Raw genomic sequence first — 16,986 nt, 5'->3', positions numbered from 1 at the left:
ACCGGAGGGCCGTCAGGTGCGCGTTCGCTCCTGCGTCGTTTCCTCGGGAGGGCCGGAAAGGGCTTCGATCAACGCGCCGCGCAATTGTGCGAGCTTGCGTTCATTTTGCACTTTCAGGCCGAACACGTCCTTCACGTAAAAAACGTCCACGGCCCGCACGCCGTAGGTCGTGATATGTGCCGAGGCGATTTGCAGCCCTTGCCCGGTGATCGCCGCCGTCACGTCGTGCAGCAGGCCGGGCCGGTCGCGCCCGTTCACCTCGATCACGGTGTGACGATTGGAGGCGCGATTGTCGACGACCACACGCGGCGGCACATGGATCGCGCGCATCCGTCCGCCGGCCACATTGCGGCCGGCCTTGCGGATCTCCGCAGAAAGCCTAAGCCGGCCGGACAGCACCTGCTCGATCACCGCGGATATCCGCGCCAGACGGTGCGGCGCATCCAGCGGCCCACCGCCGGCATCCTGAATCCAGAACGTATCCAGCGCCATGCCGTCGGTCAGCGTGTGGATTCGCGCATCGACGATCGAGGCGCCGGCAACCGCTAGCGCTCCGGCGATCCTGCTGAACAATCCGGCATGGTCCGCCGTATAGACGACGATTTCGGTAACCCCCCGCGCCGGCAACGGTTCGGCGGCCACCACCAGCGGCATGTTCCGCTGCTTCGCGTCGCGGATCAGCCTGCCGTGGCGCGCGATAGTTTCGGGGTCGAATCCAAGCCAATATCCCGGATAGCCAAGGTTGAGAAAATCCTCACGATCGACGGCAGGCCAGTCGGCCAACAATTCGCTGACCATCTGCTTGACCCGCGCGACCCGGACATCGCGTTCGGTGGTCGCAAGCCCGCCCTCCAGAACCTCGGCCACGCGCGCATAGATTTCTCGAAGCAGCGTCGCCTTCCAGCCATTCCAGACCTTGGGCGAAACCGCGCGGATATCCGCCACGGTCAGGATCAATAGGAGGCGCAGCCGCTCCGGCGATTGCACGACGTCAGCGACGTCGAGAATCGTTTTCGGGTCGTCGATATCGCGGGAAAACGCCGTCTGGCTCAGTAGCAGATGATGCAGTACCAGCCAGGAGACCATCTCGGTCTCTTCCGGGTCGAGACCGAGTGCGGGGCCGATCGTTGCGGCAAGTTCCGCGCCGATCTCGGAATGGTCCCCGCCCCTGCCCTTGGCGATGTCGTGGAGCAGCAGCGCGACATAAAGCGCGCGGCGCGATTGCAGATGCCGGGCGACGCCACTCGCCACCGGCGCGATCTCGACGAGTTCGCCTCGTTCGATCATATTGAGTACGCCGATGGCATGAATCGTGTGCATGTCCACGGTATAGACATGGTAGCTGTCGAACTGCATCTGCCCGACGATGCGCCGCCAGTCCGGCAGATAGCGGCCGAGCGCGCCGGTCTCGTTCAGTATCTTCAGCCAGTGCGCGCCATCGGCGGTTGGTTCGCCGGCGCCGCACAGAAGATCAAGAAACAGGGCCGCCGCCGCGGGATCGCCGCGCAACTCGGCGGTCCGGCGTGCGCCCCGGATCATCGCGCGCAGGGCAAGCGGATGCAGCGCAAGCGCACGGTCGCGTGCGAAACGAAGGATGCGGAACAATTGCAGCGGCTCAACCGTCGGCTCGCGGCCCTGAGCGAATAGGATGCGCCCGTCGGCAAGCACGAATCCGGCATCCGCGAGTTCCGAATCGGTCGCGGGCGCGATCGCCGGCGGGCCGAGTGCCGCGCGAAGCACGGCCGGCTCCAGCACGCCGGTCACCCGCGCGACCTCGCGCACCACTAGGAAGTAGTGGCGCATGAAGCGCTCGACGCCGTCCTGCCGCCCATGGCGTGTATATCCCATGCGCGCACCGATCACCGGCTGCAGGTCGAAGGTCAGCCGCTCTTCGGCGCGGCCGGCGACATAATGGAGGTGGAATCGGACGGTCCAAAGATAATCCCAGGCACGCTTGCACGCCCGCGCCTCCGAGGCGCTAAGAATCCCGCCGCCGGGTGCGGAGGGTCCGACCAGTTCGGTCATCGCGAAGGTGCCGAACACATAGCGCGCGACCCAGTAGAGCGTTTGCAGATCGCGCAGCCCGCCCTTTCCCTCCTTGATGTTGGGCTCGACCATGAACGGCGTATCGCCGAACCGGGCGTGGCGGGCGGCGCGCTCCTCCTGTTTCGCAGCGATGTATTTAGCGGGGCTTTCGGCGGCGCAATCGGCGCGGAAGGCGAGCTGGAAATGCGCGAACAGAGGCCGGTCGCCGGCCAGGCAGCGCGCATCGAGCAGCGAGGTGCGGATGGTGATGTCGCCGCTTGCCTCGGTCAGGCAATCGGCGGTCGAACGCGTGGCGTGGCCGACTTTCAGACCGAGATCCCAAAGAAAATACAGGATGAATTCGACCGCCCGCTCGACCCGTGCCGAAGGTTCATGATCGGTCAGAAACAAAAGATCGATATCGCTGAACGGCGCGAGCGTGGCCCGGCCATAGCCCCCGGTGGCCGCGACCGCGAGCCGGTCGCCCGCTTCGACCGGCAGCAATTCGAGCGCATAACGGATCAGGGCGGCAATAAACTCATCCATCAGGCCCGAGAGCAGCCGTGCGGCAGCAAGTCCGCTCAGTTCCCCGAGTTCGAACCGCGTTTGCACATGGGTTTGCAATCGGGCGAGCTGGCGGCGGAACAAGCCGAGCGCCGCATCGCGCGGCGGCACGGCGCCCGTGGGAATAAGTGCCGCGAGCGTCGCGCCGACATCCGGGCGATCGCGGCCTGCGCCGTCGAGCGGGGCCGAGACGAAACCTGACGGCGCTTCCGGCAGATCGGGCAAGAAAAATGGCGATGATTGTGCGGTATCCGTCATATCATCCACCCTCTACCGCGTCAGGCTCCGCATCGCCAAGAAACTTTCGTCGCCACGCATAAATCAGATCGAGCGCCTCGCGTGGCGACAGTCGATCGGGATCGATACCGGCGAGCGCCGCACGCCATTCCGGCGCTTCTGCAGGATCGGCCAAGGCCGGTGCGTCCTCCATGCCGGCGAATAGCGGCAAGGATGCGGCGGGACTTTGAGTTCGTTCTGCCGCGCGCAGCAGGGAATCCGCTCGGCGGACGATGTTCTCCGGCACCCCTGCCAGTTTTGCCACATGCACGCCCCAGCTTCGTTCCGCCGCCCCCTCGATGACTTCATGCAGGAACACCACCTCGCCGCGCCACTCCTTCACCCGCATCGTGCAGGGGCGCAGCCGGGGCAGCGCCGCATCCAATTGCACGAGATCGTGAAAATGCGTCGCGAAAATGGCGCGGCTTCGGATCATCCCGTGCAGAGCCTCGAGCACCGCCTGGGCGATCGCCAACCCGTCCCTGGTGCCGGTGCCCCGGCCGATCTCGTCGATGATCACGAAGCTGCGAGGGCCGGCCTGATGCAGGATCGCTGCCGTTTCGATCATCTCGACCATGAAGGTAGAGCGGCCGGCGGCCAGATCGTCGGCGGCCCCGACACGCGAAAACAGCCGGTCGACCAGACCGATCCGCGCTGCGTCGGCCGGCACCGGCAACCCGGCCTGAGCGAGCACGATCATCAAGGCGTTCTGCCGGAGAAATGTCGATTTGCCCGCCATATTCGGGCCCGTAAGCAACATCAGCCGGCGTTCGGACGAAAGATCGGCGTCGTTGGCGATATAGGACTGGCCCGGCGGTAGTGCCGCTTCGACCACCGGATGTCGCCCGGCATCGATGACAAAATCGGTTCCCTCGGTCAGGCAAGGCGCACACCAGCGCCCGATCTCGGCGAGGCTCGCCGCCGACTGGAGTGCATCGAGCCGAGCCAAGGCCTCGGCACAGGCGCCGATCCGATCCTCATGCCGAACCACCTGACGCAGCAGATGATCGAGCACCAGCGCCTCGCGAGCGGCTGCCCTGTCATGCGCTTCGGCGATCCGCCGATCCAGATCCGACAGCTCCGGATGGGAGAAACGGGCGGCAGAGGCAAGACCCTGGCGCAGAATCAGTTCGGGGAAGTCGCGCAATGCATCGATGGCGCTGGACGGTGCCTCCAGCACGTAACCGAGCTGATTGTGATGGCGCACTTTCAAACTTGCCACACCGTAGCGGGAGGCGAGTTCGGTCTGCAGGCCAGCGATTACCTGCCGCGTTTCGTCGCGCAGCCGGCGCTCGGCATCGAGTTCGCCGTCGAAGCCGGGCCGGATTGACGAACCTTCGCCGAGCCGCGACGGTGGCGTTTCGACCAGCGCCGACTGAAGCAGCGCCGCAAGCGCGGCCGAAGGATCGAGTGCCGCGATATCAGCGGCGAGCGGCTGTACCGAATCGCTGCCCATCAGGGGAGTCAATGCTCTTCTGACAGTGGCAGCGCTCGCCAGCGCATCACGAACCTGGCCGAGATCGCGCGGCGCCAGCCGCCCTGCGTTGCGCGCGGCCAGACTCAGCCGCGCCAGTGCCCGAGCGAGATCCGGCGCGCCGCGCAATCCGGCGCGCACGGATCGCAATGCATCGGGAGCCGCAATCAGGGACTGCCAGCCCGCCTGTCTTGCCCGCAACGCATCGATGGCGTCGAGCGGCGACGCAACCCAGCCGGCGAGCATTCGCGCGCCGGCTGGGCTGACGGTTCGTTTGATCGCGCCGAACAGGCTGCCTGCTTCCGACCCGTCGCGCGCGCGCAGCAAATCGAGACTCGCGCGGGTCGCCGCATCCATCGCCAGCAGACCGTGATCGGCGGTTCGCACCGGATGGGCAAGACGCGGCAAGGCGCCGGCCTGGCTGCGCTCGACGTAGCGCAACGCCGCCGCCGCCGCCGAAGCCTCGGCATCGGTAAAGGCGCCGAACGCATCAAGTGAGGTGACATTGAAGACACGCACGAGATACCGGCGCGCGGCCTCGGGTGGCGGCGTTTCCGCTTCGGCACGGCGATCGGCATAGGCGCCGAGCGTTGACACTCCGGAAGCGATGATTTCTGCGGGATCGAGTCGGCCGAGCAGAGCGGCGAGCGCGCCGGTCGGGATAATCGCGGTTTCGAACATCGCGGTCGAAACATCGAGCCACGCCGCGCCGAGCCGATCTCCATCGGCGGCGAGCGCCAGGAGAATATTGCTGCTGCCGGCTTCAAGCAGCGCTTCCTCGGTAATCGTGCCGGGGGTGATCAGGCGGGTCACTGCCCGCTCGATCGGTGTTTTGCCGCCGCGCGCTTTGGCCGCCTCGGGCGTTTCGAGCTGCTCTGCCACCGCGACGCGGAAGCCGCGCCGGATCAGCCGCCCAAGATAAAGGTCGCGCTGGGAGACCGGCACGCCGCACATGCGGACAGGTTCGCCCTGATGCGTTCCGCGCGCGGTGAGCGCGATGTCGAGCGCGGCTGCCGCCGCCTCGGCGTCGTCGAAGAACAGCTCGTAGAAATCGCCCATGCGAAAGAAAATCAAGGCGTCGGGATAATCCGCCTTCGCCCTGAACCATTGCGCCATGGCAGGTGTTGCGCCTTCGGCGCGGCTCGCATCCATCGGGTCAATCTAGTCGATGACGCATCGGCTGCGAAGCCGGATTGCCCGTCGCCTGTCAAGCGGGCACAAGGGAAGCGATGGAGCGGCACGACGTCACCGATCGCAAAACGTCCAAGCTGCGTGCCAAATACCGGCACGGCTTGCCGATCGCTCTCCTCCTAGCTCTGCCGCTTTTGGCGAGTGGTCTCATTCTAGCCGGCATCGTCGCGAACAATCCAGCCTTGTTCGTGGCGTTTCTGACCGGATCGATGGGCAAGCGGCTTTTGCTTGCCGCTCCCGGCTGGTTCGATCCCACAATCGGCCTGATCACCCAGCCGCTCGGCATGCTGAGCGCGGCGGATTGGCTGCACGGCATCGTCCCCTGGTGGAATCCCTATTCGGGAGTGGGCATGCCGCTTGCCGCCGAAATGCAAACCATGTCGTTCTTCCTGCCCTTCGTTCTGCTGCTGAAATCCTGGCAGGGCTGGCTCGTGCTCAAGCTGATTCTCCAGATGCTGTGCGGCCTGTTCATGTATGCGCTGCTGATCGAACTGGGCCTGACAAGGCTAGCCGCGTTTCTGGCTGGTGCGCTATATGCGCTGAACGCGACTTTTTTTCTCGTACCGCATACGATGGGTCCCCTGCCCTTCGCGCCGCTGCTTCTGCTCGGCATCGAACGCGCGCAGCGCGCGGCACGGGAAAAGTGGCCGCTCGGCTGGGGATTGATCCCGCTCGCTCTCGCTTATTCGATTTATGGCGGCTATCCTGAATCCGCCTATATCGACGGAATTCTTGCCGCTGTGTGGGTGATGTGGCGATTCGCAACGATCGGCGATGCACGCTGGCGCTTTGCCGGAAAGATCGCGCTGGGTGCAGGGATCGGGCTGGCGCTTTCGCTGCCGCTTTTGGTGCCCTTCTTCCAATATATCGCACAATCCTACCTCAGCCGGCACGCGAAGCTGTTCAGTTGGATCTGGTTGGAGTCGCCCGGAGCGCCGGTGCAGCTTTTTCCGTTCATCTACGGGCCGATTGGAGCGGCACCTCCCGCCGGCGTGCCGGCAGCGCTGGTCAATCTGATTCAGGCTTACTGGGTTCAACTTGGCGGCTGGTTCGGGCCGATCGCGGTGACGCTCGCTCTCGCTGCGCTGCTACGCCCCTCGCCGCAACGCGGCCTTGCTTTCGTGATGTTCGGCTTCGTTCTGGTCTGGCAGGCGCGAATCTGGGGCTTTCCCCCAGCGATCTGGCTGATCGACGCCCTCCCTTTGATGGCGCAGACCGACGCGATCCGATTCTGTGGTCCCGCGATGGAGATTGCCTGTTTCATCATGGCCGGAATCGCCGTCGATGCCTGGCAGCGGTCAGGGGCTCTCGACAGGAGTGCGACGATCTTGCTCGCCGCACTCGGTGTCGCAGTCATTCTGATCGCGGTGCTGCCTGCGTCCGGCGCCTTGCGTGCGTGGTTCGCTGGCGCCGCCGCACCGCGCAGTTTTGCCTTGGCGGCGAGCGGATCTGAACTCGGGCTCGCGGTTGCGGCCGGCTTGCTCCTCACGATTCGGCCAAGTCGGATTGCCTTGCTGGCGCTTGCATTTATCCTCGGCGCGGATGCCCTCGGCACCGCCGCGATCGGCCAGTTAGGGGCACCGTTTCGTGGCAAACTCGATCTCGACGGGGTGCGCTATCTGCAGCACCATCTCGGTGGAGCGCGATTCTACTCGCTGCAACCTTTCGGTCCGAACTATCCGGCGGCATACGGACTCGCTTCGATCGACGAGAACGAATTACCGGTTCAGGCCACGTGGAATCGTTACATCCATCAACACCTCGATCCTTACGCAGATGTCGTGCTGTTCATCGGCTTGCAGACGCGCACCCTGGGCTGCGTGCTATTGCCGCATATCGCAGCGGCATTGCGGAGTGGGATATTTATCCGCCCCCAACCCGGGACCATCCCGCCCGATCAAGCCACCGAACTCCGCCGGCATCTCGCTGCATATGAGACGATCGGGGTGAAATATGTACTGGCACCGCCAAATCAGAACCCGTTCACCGCCGTTCAGGCTCTGCCGGAGGATTCCGCGTCGCGAATTCCGTTCGCGCTGGGACCAGATGCCGTGCTGGACGGCGCGATTCCGGCCGGGCTGCTGCGCATCGACCGGATCAATCGGGTCGATGTGCTGATCGGCACCTACCACGGTGCCTCAAGTGGCCATCTCAGCCTAAAGATTTGCGTAGGCACGGAATGCGCAATCGGTAAGGCCGATCTGGCAACCGCGAGCGATAACCAGTTTCTGGAGATCCCGCTTGTTCACCCGCTTGTGGTGCCGGCAGGCGCGTCGGTCACTTACCAACTCGCACATGCGGCAGGAGGTGCCGTTGCGATCTGGCTTGGTACACTTCGGCAGGACGCGCCGTCATCTCTCACGCCTGCAGGGGCACCGGCTTTGCACGCGCCGATCCTGCGATTCGTGTCGCATCCGGCCGGTATATTGCCGCGTCTCGTTTTTCAGGACCGGGTCATGCGCATTTATCGCCTGCCGTGGAATCGGCCATTATTCTCGGCAGAACCCGTCTGCCATATTGCCTCGCTGAATTGGAATACGGTCGATGCCACGTGCATCGCACCGGCAGTGCTGACTTGGCTCGAAGCGGATTACCCCGGCTGGCATGCGCGTATCGACGGACAGGCCACGCCGATCGCCGCGGCCGAAACCATGTTTCAGTCAGTCGCCCTGCCCGCCGGGACCAGTCGCGTACGGTTCTTCTATCGGCCACCGTTCATCCGCATCAGTTGCGCTGTTGCCCTGGCCGGTATGGTGATCTGGTTGACCCTACTTATGATCGGGGCAAAGCGAAGGGTTTAGATGGCGCTACCGACCTGCCCCGGCGCCATCCCATGTGCGGTGTTGTCGCACTCGAACCATTCCAGGACATCGCGTTTCGGCAATGGCGGAGAGAACAGAAACCCCTGACCATCGTGGCACTGATAGGCGCGCAGAATATCGGCATGACGCGCGGTTTCAACACCTTCTGCGGTCACGCGCAGCCCTAGGGTCCGGCTCAATTCGATGATCGCCTTGACGATTGGCGCATCGTTTTCGCGGCGTTCCAAATCAACGATGAAGCTGCGGTCGATCTTCAGTCGATCGAACGGAAAGCCTCGCAAGGTTGCCAGAGAGGAATAGCCGGTCCCGAAATCATCGATCGCGATGCGGCATCCGAGTTCTCGCAGGCGATGGAGGTTTTCGAGCGTGCGTCCCTCGGTTTCCAGCACGGCCGATTCGGTTACTTCGAACTCGATCCGGCCGGGGTCGATTTTCGATCGTTCGATGATGCCTGAGAGTTGATCGAACAACCATGCCTCGCGAAGATGCAGTGGAGAGAGATTGACCGCGATCGAGACATTGGCCGGCAGTTGAGCGGCGACTGCCAGGGATTCCGCGAGAACGAATGCCGTGATCGTGCCGATATGACCGCTCTGTTCGGCAATTTCGATGAACTCGTCGGGCGCGATGATGCCGCGCTCGGGATGGTGCCAGCGCACCAGGGATTCGAGCCCGGTGATCTTGTGCGTGTCGAGAGCGACGAAAGGCTGGTATTCGACGAAAAGTTGTTCGCTCAGCAGGGCCCGCTTGATATCGCGCTGCAGGCTGCGACGTTCCTGGAGATGACGGTCCATCTCCCGGTCGAACAGACGCCACGTGCCGCGCCCGGCATCTTTGGCCCGATAAAGCGCTAGATCGGCATTCTTGTACAATTCCTCCGACGTTTCGCCGTCATGCGGCGCAAGGGCGATACCGATACTGACCCCGATCTCGACGGTGACGCCATCGAACTTGAACGGACGGGCGATGCGGTCGATCACCCGCTCGGCCACGGCGGTTGCGTCGAATTCGTTATTCGAGGGTAGCACGATGGAAAATTCGTCACCACCAAGTCTTGCTGCGATGTCTCGATCGCGGATCGCGCTGCGGATTCGATGCGCGACCGCGCGCAGCACCGAATCGCCAAGGCCATGGCCATAACTGTCGTTGATCGCCTTGAACTGATCGAGATCGAGACAGAGCAAAGCCGCACCGGACCGGCTGCCGTCGGCAAGCAACTGACCGAGGGCATTATTGAATTCCGTGCGGTTGGCAAGGTCGGTCAGCGTGTCGTGCCTGGCAAGGTAGGCGATGCGTTCGCGCGACTGGTGCATCGCGGTGACATCGGAACCGACGCCCCGATAGCCGATAAATACTCCGGCCTGATCGGTGATCGGCTTGCCGGTAAGGGACCACCAGCGCTGCTCGCCATCCATATTCGCAGGGACGACGATGTCGCGGAACGGTCGTTGCATTTCGAATTTCAGGCGAAGTGGTTCGTAGGGGTCCCCGGTGTTTTTCCGCACCTTGCGGATCGTGTCGTCTTCTCCGGCAATGAAGGCGAGAAAATCTCCGCGGATCGATGCGGCCGGTCGGCGTGCCACCTCGGCAAATCGTGCAGAAGCGTGCTTGAGGTTGCGTTCGGCATCGGTCTCCCAGAGCCAGTCGCTGGCATTTTCTTCGAAATCACGGAGTAAGACACGGATGGTTTCACTCGTTTGAGTGAGGCGAAGGGAAGCAACAGTTCTCTCAATCAATCTATTGTTTATAAAAATAATAGAAATCAATGTGTAAACAGTATAAGAAAGCAAACATAAAAATACAGGAAAATAAAAAAAACGAGCGTCTTCAAAAACAGGGACAAATGATCCAATAACAATCGGAATCCAAAACGCAAAAGCATAAGTCAATGGGCCGCCAATAACCGCGCTAGAAATCAAACCAATTTCAACGCCAAAAAGTAATATTACTTGTGGGCCGTTGCTTGAATATATCATGATATTAATAAATATTGACCAAAAAATTCCAAGAAATAGTCTCATATAACACAAATACAAAAAATAATTTTTGATAAATTTTTCTTTGTTGTCTGACTTGTTCCAAAATATACAAAATAAAAACAATAAAACATAAATAAAAAAAATAAAAACAAAACTTATTTTAATTTTTACATTTGAAATAAATCGGTCAGATTGAAAAAACAGAGCTAGCGCCACAATAAATCCAACGGGAATCATGAAAAAACCGTGGCGTGTCCACGTATTTAAGTGAATTTCTTGAACCTGATCGCGATATTGCGCAGGAATATCGCGGTGGGTCATCAGGCTGACGATTCGATGGTTCAACCGTTTCATATTGTTGCCAAAATCTAATAATTCGGTGCGAATGTGACAGAACTAGACAAACCCTCACACTCCGTGTTGCGTTCAAAATTTTTTGGCGGAAAACCAATCGCTTTCAAAACTTTAGCACACCTCAGACGTGCTGCAAAAATAAATTTATACCCCATGAAGGTTAATAACCTATTATGGCCCTGCTTTCTCGGACCGGAGGTTAAACATGGATGGTTCTATTGTTGGCTCAACCCCAACCTGGACGCTTGCGCCTAGCGCCAATTTGGTGACGCGCAGCGATAAATTGATGGCCCGTTTGGCCGCAACACCAGAAATTATGCGCCAAGCGTGGTCCTTAAGATACGAAAGTTATTACTGCCATGGCTTTTTAGAAGAAAACCAGGAGCGCCTGTTTCCCGATGAGTACGATTCTCTCGAAACTTCAAAAACCATTGTCATCTACAAATACGGCGAGCCGATCGCATCTGTCCGCGTATGCCTGCATGATCCTGTTGCCGCATCTAAAGGCATTTACACCATGCCCATAATGGCGACATTCCCGGATGTAATCCCAGAGCTTATCGAACGGTATAGCCGGAATAAATTGGAGCAACGGGCAGTCGAGGTTCTTCGACTGGTCTCTCATCCTGGTGTTGAAAAAAATGTCGAAGTTATATTTGCATTATTTAGAATGGCAAAATATCTGACTAAATATTTTGAGTCTGGCATATTGTTTTGTGGAGTAAGACAAAACCATGCGGGAATTTACCGCAGAATTGGATTTGATAAAAAAGCTGAACCTAGACATTATTATCCAAAGTTAAAATTTCAGACAGCCTTAATGATGGGTATCGAGTGCGAGTATGAAATAGTTCAGCAGAAAATTCCGTTTCTTCGCAATGTATTCCGCTACGATGAGACATATTCTAATTTACTCGCGGGGAAATTGGTTCCGGTTTTTGCCGACGTCGAATCTTATGATTCCTCACGTGAAACCATTAACCGTAGTGAAATTTTATATCAAAATGCAGCGTAACGAGTGAACGCCAGGTGGATGTCTTTCGAAATCGGCTTAAAACGCCGAAATGCCTGTCTGTGCCCGGCCGAGAATGAGCGCATGCACGTCATGCGCTCCCTCGTAGGTGTTCACAGTTTCAAGATTCATCATGTGCCGGATCACATGATATTCGTCCACGATACCGTTGCCGCCATGCATGTCCCGTGACATTCTGGCGACATCCAGCGCCTTCCCGCAGTTGTTGCGTTTCATCAGCGAGATCATTTCCGGGGCCGCCACCCCTTCGTCGAGCAAGCGACCAAGACGCAGCGCCCCCTGCAACCCGAGGACGATTTCGGTCTGCATATCGGCAAGCTTCTTCTGCACGAGTTGGGTCGCGGCGAGCGGCCGGCCGAACATCTGCCGGTCGAGCGTATAGGTGCGCGCCGCGTGCCAGCAAAATTCGGCTGCGCCCAGCGTACCCCAGCAAATGCCGTAACGTGCGTTGTTCAAACACGAAAACGGCCCGCGCAGACCCTTCACGCCCGGCAGCATGTGATCGTCCGGCACGAACACGTCTTCCAGCATAATCATGCCGGTAATCGAGGCGCGGAGGGAAAACTTGCCGTCGATTTTCGGCGTCTCGAATCCTTTCGCGCCGCGATCGATCAGAAAGCCACGGATCACGTCGTTGTCGTCTTTCGCCCAGACCAGGGCCATATCGGCGATCGGCGAATTGCTGATCCAGGTTTTCGAGCCGTTCAGCAGATAGCCGCCATCCACTTTCTTTGCCCGCGTGCGCATCGAGCCTGGATCGGACCCGGCATCGGGTTCGGTCAGGCCAAAGCAGCCGACCCATTCGCCGGACCGCAGCTTCGGCAGATATTTGTCCTTCTGAGCCGGCGAACCGAAGGCAGAGATCGGGTACATGACCAGCGAAGACTGCACCGAAAATACCGAGCGGTAGCCGCTATCCACCCGTTCCAATTCGCGGGCGATCAGCCCATAGGCCACGTAAGATACATCGGCACAGCCATGACTTGCCAGGGTGGCTCCCAGAAACCCCATCTCGCCCATTTCCGAGACGATGGCGCGATCGAATTTTTCTTCGCGAAAAGCATGAAGAACGCGTGGAAACAGCTTGTCCTGACAGTAATCATGCGCGGCATCGCGAATCGCGCGTTCATCCTCGGTCAGTTGCGTGTCGAGACGGAAGACGTCGGCCCAGTCGAACGGCGCAAATCCGCCTTTATGCGCGGCCCCCACGTTGGTTGCGTCGGCTGGCTTGCTCATCACGTTCATGCCGCAATCTCCGTCCCATCGTTGTGATCGCCACCCTCGTTCCGGGATGGGGTTTCCATCCTGACGACAGCCGTTCGCCGCCTGATTTGCATGAAGGCAGGAATGTCCGCGCCAAAACCAATGACGCTGTCGCGATTCTCCAAACCCCGCATCTCACGGTCACGCCGCGGCTCCCGCGCCGTATCGGTGCGACGATCCCCGCGCATCCTTTCGCTTGATCGCCGCGGGTCCTGGCGCGTCGCTTTTAATTGCATTTCGTCAACAGCCGGTTGCACGGCAGCCTCCACGCGTCGAGGAGCAGCCGATTTCGACGCTTTCTCGGCGCGCGGCGGTGAGGCACCTTTGCCGCCACGGCTGCGGCGCCGGCCGCGCGAATCGACCTCGGCCCAATCGACCGGATCCAAACCCTCCACCGCGAGAGGGGGGATCGCATGGCCGGTCAATTTCTGGATCGCTTCGACCGCAAGCCGGTCCTCCGGTGTAGCTAAAGTCAATGCCCTGCCCTCAAGCCCGGCGCGACCGGTCCGGCCGATTCGGTGGACATAATCCTCGGCATGGTGCGGCACGTCGAAATTGAACACATGGGACAATCCGCCGATGTCGATGCCGCGCGCCGCGACATCGGAACAGACCAGAAGGCGAATCTCGCCGGCCTTGAATTTCTCCAGCGTGGCGAACCGCGCCGATTGCGGCATGTCACCATGCAGCGCACCCGCAGAAAACTTGTGCCTTGTCAGTGACTTATAAAGAATATCGACATCCCGCTTACGATTGCAGAAGATCAGGGCATTCTGCACGTCCTCGGTGCGGACCAGTCGGCGCAGCGCCTCGCGCTTATCGTGCGTGGCGACCAGCGCCAAGCCTTCGGTAATGGTCGTTGCCACCGAAGCCGGTTTGGAGACGCTGATTTCCTTCGGATTGGACAAAAAGGCGTCGGCCAAGCGCTTGATTTCCGGCGCCATGGTCGCGGAGAAAAACAGGGTCTGGCGCAGCGGCGGCAGCATCGCGACGATCCGCTCGACATCGGGAATAAACCCCATATCGAGCATCCGGTCCGCTTCGTCGATGACCAGAACCCGCACGTCCGACAACAATAGACCGCCACGTTCGAAAATATCGATCAGCCGCCCCGGCGTCGCGATCAGAACATCGACACCACGGGTCAGAACCTCCTTCTGTTCACTCATGCTTTCGCCGCCGATCAGCAACGCATGAGTTAGCTTCAGGTGCTTGCCGTACTGGACGAAGTTTTCCGCGACCTGGAGAGCGAGTTCGCGCGTCGGTTCCAAAATGAGCGAGCGTGGCATCCGTGCACGTGCGCGCGAGCCAGACAGGATATCGAGCATCGGCAAGGTAAATCCGGCGGTCTTGCCCGTGCCGGTCTGCGCACAGCCCAGAACGTCCCGCCCCATCAGCACGATCGGGATAGCCTGCTCCTGAATCGGTGTGGGCGTGGTGTAGCCCTTCTCGACGAGAGCCTTGAGCACGGGTTCCGATAGCCCGAGCGCCGCAAAGCCGGTATCGAGTTGGACTGTGGCGTCTGCGGTGGGAATATCGGCGAACACCGATTCAGAGGTGACAGGCTTTGGATCGAAATCCTGAGACTCGGACAAAATGGTGACCAATTCGAATTAGAGAAATGCGCGCGTGCCCATACGCCGGAGAGTGATGAGCCGTGCACAAGGGCATTGGCACATCGAAATGCGCCATCCGCCCATTGGTATCTCGGCAAACCCGCGAAAAGTCAAGCCTTCATCGGCAAAACGTCACCCTCCACGCTGGCCAGGGCTGCGCCAAGAGCGGCGATGTCGATCTCGGTTCGCAACATTTTCCGCTCGCCAAGCGGCAGAGGCCCACGCACCGGGTAATGTGGTGCAAAGGCCAGCACAAGTCGCCACTCCAGGGAGAACAAACGCGCACAGGTCGCGATCGCGCCATCCGGCCAGCCGTCAATGCCAAGTTGGATCACGATCGTGCCTGGATCACAGAAACCAAGCAGCGGTGCCTGTGCCGGGTCGTCGATGACGACGAGTCGTGCCGCCGCCAGAACCGAGATCAGATCGAAAAGGCCGAGTTGGGTATTCCCGAGTCGCATCGCATCGGGGTCGAGGAAGGCGAAAGACTGCGCCCGCAGCCAGGCCTGAAATCCGAACTGATTGCCGCGCGTGAAACGCGTGCGGGTGACAGGTTCCAGAATCGCAATGCGCGGATTGACTTCGTAGGGTTCGGCGGCGAAACGCAAGGTTTCGATCGCCGGACGGATCATGCGTGAAAACCCTTGCCCTTTTTGGAGGGTCAGCAACAATTTCTCGACTCGCACAGGCTCGGACAACGGCGTATAGGCGCCGAGAAGACCCATTGCCGCGAGGGCATCGGCCTGCGGCGGCGTCAATGGCGGTCCGGCAAAGCCGATTTCGCCGAACATCGCTCGCTGCATCGATGCGATCGAAAGCGAATTTCCGAGAAACCGACCGAGCGGTACGGAGGCGCCGGCAGCCATCGGTGCAACGGCATTACTGAGAAGCACGGTATCGGCCGGCTCGGCCGGCTTCGAAGGGGTCGTGCCAGCCCGTGTAATGCCATCCCGGTCGATCACCGCAAATGGTTCTGGTACCAGAACGGCATCCCGCAGCACCAGGGTTTCATGACCGGGCATCGCTGCGTGCCGGTACCTTGCGCCGGCGCGATCGCGGATGGACGCGCCGCCAAACCAAATCTGATCGCGAATGAGCCCGCGCTGCGCAACGTCGAGCCATCCCTCAGCAACATGACGAAAAATGGGAGTCTCGTTCATCGTGCCGGAAACGCCTCGGCCAGCGCTTTGCGGAACATCACCGGATCGACGGTGAAGCCGAACTCGCGGACCGGTCCATCACCAGGCTCGCCCGTCACGCATGCGAAAAACACGTGCCAGCGCAAGCCAAGGACGTGACAGGCGGCGCGGGTCCAGCCATCAGCGAAGCGTTCCGGCTGGATTTCGAGCACATTCGTGCCAGGATCGCAGAAACCGAGATTGGCCAAAGCCGCACCCGATTCGCCGATCACGCAGTCGGCCTCCGCAAACAGGCGTGCCTGCTCGGCGATGGTCATACGTGCCGGTTGCATCATTTCGAAGCCAAATTCCGCCGCGACCGCTTCGATCTCAGGACGATTCTCCATGACCCTGCGATTCTCCGGCAGGGCACGTGAAATCAACAGCCTCCGCCGGCCTTTCGTGCCGGTTCCGAAGCGGAAGCGCAGTCGGTCGAACACCGCACAGACGAACCGGCTCGGGTACTGCACATTGAACGAAACCATATCGCTTGTGACGATCTTGCGGAACCGGGTCGGCCGGTCGAGCGCAACATACCCGTCGAGCAGCCCGAGCGCATCGAGAATCTCCGATTGCCAGGGCAGCAAGGGACGTCCCGCTAAAACCGCGTGCGGACCTAGCAACAGCCGGTGCAACAGGGCTGCCGGCAAACCATCATAGAGAAAATGTCCGTAATTGCCGATACCGATGCCACCCACCGGCAGGACGACCGTGTCGATCTCCGGGATCGGCCGGGAAGGATCGGCCCATCGCCATGCATCGTTTGCCAATTCGATGAAGTTGCGATCGGCGGCGGATAGACACCCGTTCCACATGGCAAGATTTTCGATCGAAGCATCGAAAAATCCTCGGCCGGGACAGAGAACAGCCATCGATTCGGGCGACAGGATCGCATTGTTCAAGACGAGGCTGCCGACCCGTTTCAGCCGATGAATTGGGTTTTCCCGCATCTCTTCATTGACCGATCGTCCGGGACCGAACACGGTGAGGCCACACACCAGCCCATGCGGGACGACATCGACGAAACGGTCTGAACCGCGCCGGGAATCCTGGAGGCCATTTTGTTTGACTCAGGCGACCATAGCCAGCTCGTTCAGTTGTTCATAGTAGCGCGCCTCGGCCTCGGCGGGTGGGATGTTGCCGATCGGCTCGAGGAGACGCCGGTGGTTGAACCAGTCCACCCATTCGAGGGTGGCGAATTCGACCGCTTC

At 60.4% G+C, this 16,986-nt stretch carries 9 protein-coding genes and 1 pseudogene; 2 read left to right on the top strand and 8 right to left on the bottom strand.

The features are described 5' to 3' along the window. Window positions 1-12 precede the first annotated feature (12 nt). Together L2A60_RS10190 and mutS are read right to left on the bottom strand one after the other, a co-directional pair. Window positions 13-2,847 (bottom strand): [protein-PII] uridylyltransferase, encoded by a 2,835-nt coding sequence (locus L2A60_RS10190; RefSeq protein WP_235704274.1) that lies wholly within the window; start codon window positions 2,845-2,847, stop codon window positions 13-15. Window position 2,848: 1 nt separating this feature from the next. After that, window positions 2,849-5,491 carry a DNA mismatch repair protein MutS gene (mutS, locus tag L2A60_RS10185; RefSeq protein ID WP_235704273.1) on the bottom strand — a complete coding sequence of 881 codons (2,643 nt, stop codon included), beginning with the start codon at window positions 5,489-5,491 and terminating at the stop codon, window positions 2,849-2,851. Between the two features lie 77 nt (window positions 5,492-5,568). Between mutS and L2A60_RS10180 the strand changes: the two genes are divergently transcribed. Continuing rightward, window positions 5,569-8,331 carry a YfhO family protein gene (locus L2A60_RS10180; protein WP_235704272.1) on the top strand — a complete coding sequence of 921 codons (2,763 nt, stop codon included), beginning with the start codon at window positions 5,569-5,571 and terminating at the stop codon, window positions 8,329-8,331. Here the strand turns inward: L2A60_RS10180 and L2A60_RS10175 are convergent. After that, window positions 8,328-10,685, bottom strand: coding sequence for an EAL domain-containing protein (locus L2A60_RS10175; RefSeq protein ID WP_235704271.1), 2,358 nt, complete (start codon window positions 10,683-10,685; stop codon window positions 8,328-8,330). The two genes, L2A60_RS10180 and L2A60_RS10175, sit on opposite strands and share 4 nt — an antisense overlap. A gap of 205 nt (window positions 10,686-10,890) precedes the next feature. Between L2A60_RS10175 and L2A60_RS10170 the strand changes: the two genes are divergently transcribed. Continuing rightward, window positions 10,891-11,700: an N-acyl amino acid synthase FeeM domain-containing protein gene (locus L2A60_RS10170; RefSeq protein WP_235704270.1), complete on the top strand. Its 810-nt coding sequence runs from the start codon at window positions 10,891-10,893 to the stop codon at window positions 11,698-11,700. Window positions 11,701-11,736: 36 nt separating this feature from the next. Here L2A60_RS10170 and L2A60_RS10165 read toward each other — a convergent pair whose 3' ends face one another. The 5 genes and pseudogenes from L2A60_RS10165 to L2A60_RS10145 all read right to left on the bottom strand — a co-directional run. Beyond that, window positions 11,737-12,963 (bottom strand): acyl-CoA dehydrogenase, encoded by a 1,227-nt coding sequence (locus L2A60_RS10165; protein WP_456237166.1) that lies wholly within the window; start codon window positions 12,961-12,963, stop codon window positions 11,737-11,739. Then, entirely contained in the window at window positions 12,960-14,576 is a 1,617-nt protein-coding gene (locus L2A60_RS10160; protein WP_268920215.1) for a DEAD/DEAH box helicase, read from the bottom strand. The genes L2A60_RS10165 and L2A60_RS10160 overlap by 4 nt, the downstream gene beginning before the upstream one ends. 131 nt (window positions 14,577-14,707) lie before the next feature. Beyond that, on the bottom strand, window positions 14,708-15,757 hold the full coding sequence (locus tag L2A60_RS10155) for a hypothetical protein (RefSeq protein WP_235704269.1): 1,050 nt from the start codon (window positions 15,755-15,757) through the stop codon (window positions 14,708-14,710). Then, window positions 15,754-16,725, bottom strand: coding sequence for a glycosyltransferase family 61 protein (locus L2A60_RS10150; RefSeq protein WP_235704268.1), 972 nt, complete (start codon window positions 16,723-16,725; stop codon window positions 15,754-15,756). The genes L2A60_RS10155 and L2A60_RS10150 overlap by 4 nt, the downstream gene beginning before the upstream one ends. Before the next feature lie 120 nt (window positions 16,726-16,845). Then, window positions 16,846-16,986: pseudogene (locus tag L2A60_RS10145) on the bottom strand (IS3 family transposase); the annotation flags it as partial.

Source organism: Acidiphilium iwatense (assembly GCF_021556475.1).
In the GTDB taxonomy this organism is placed as follows: Bacteria; Pseudomonadota; Alphaproteobacteria; order Acetobacterales; family Acetobacteraceae; genus Acidiphilium; species Acidiphilium iwatense.
Note: the sequence above shows the minus strand (reverse complement) of the source record. Positions and strands in the feature narration are given on the sequence as shown.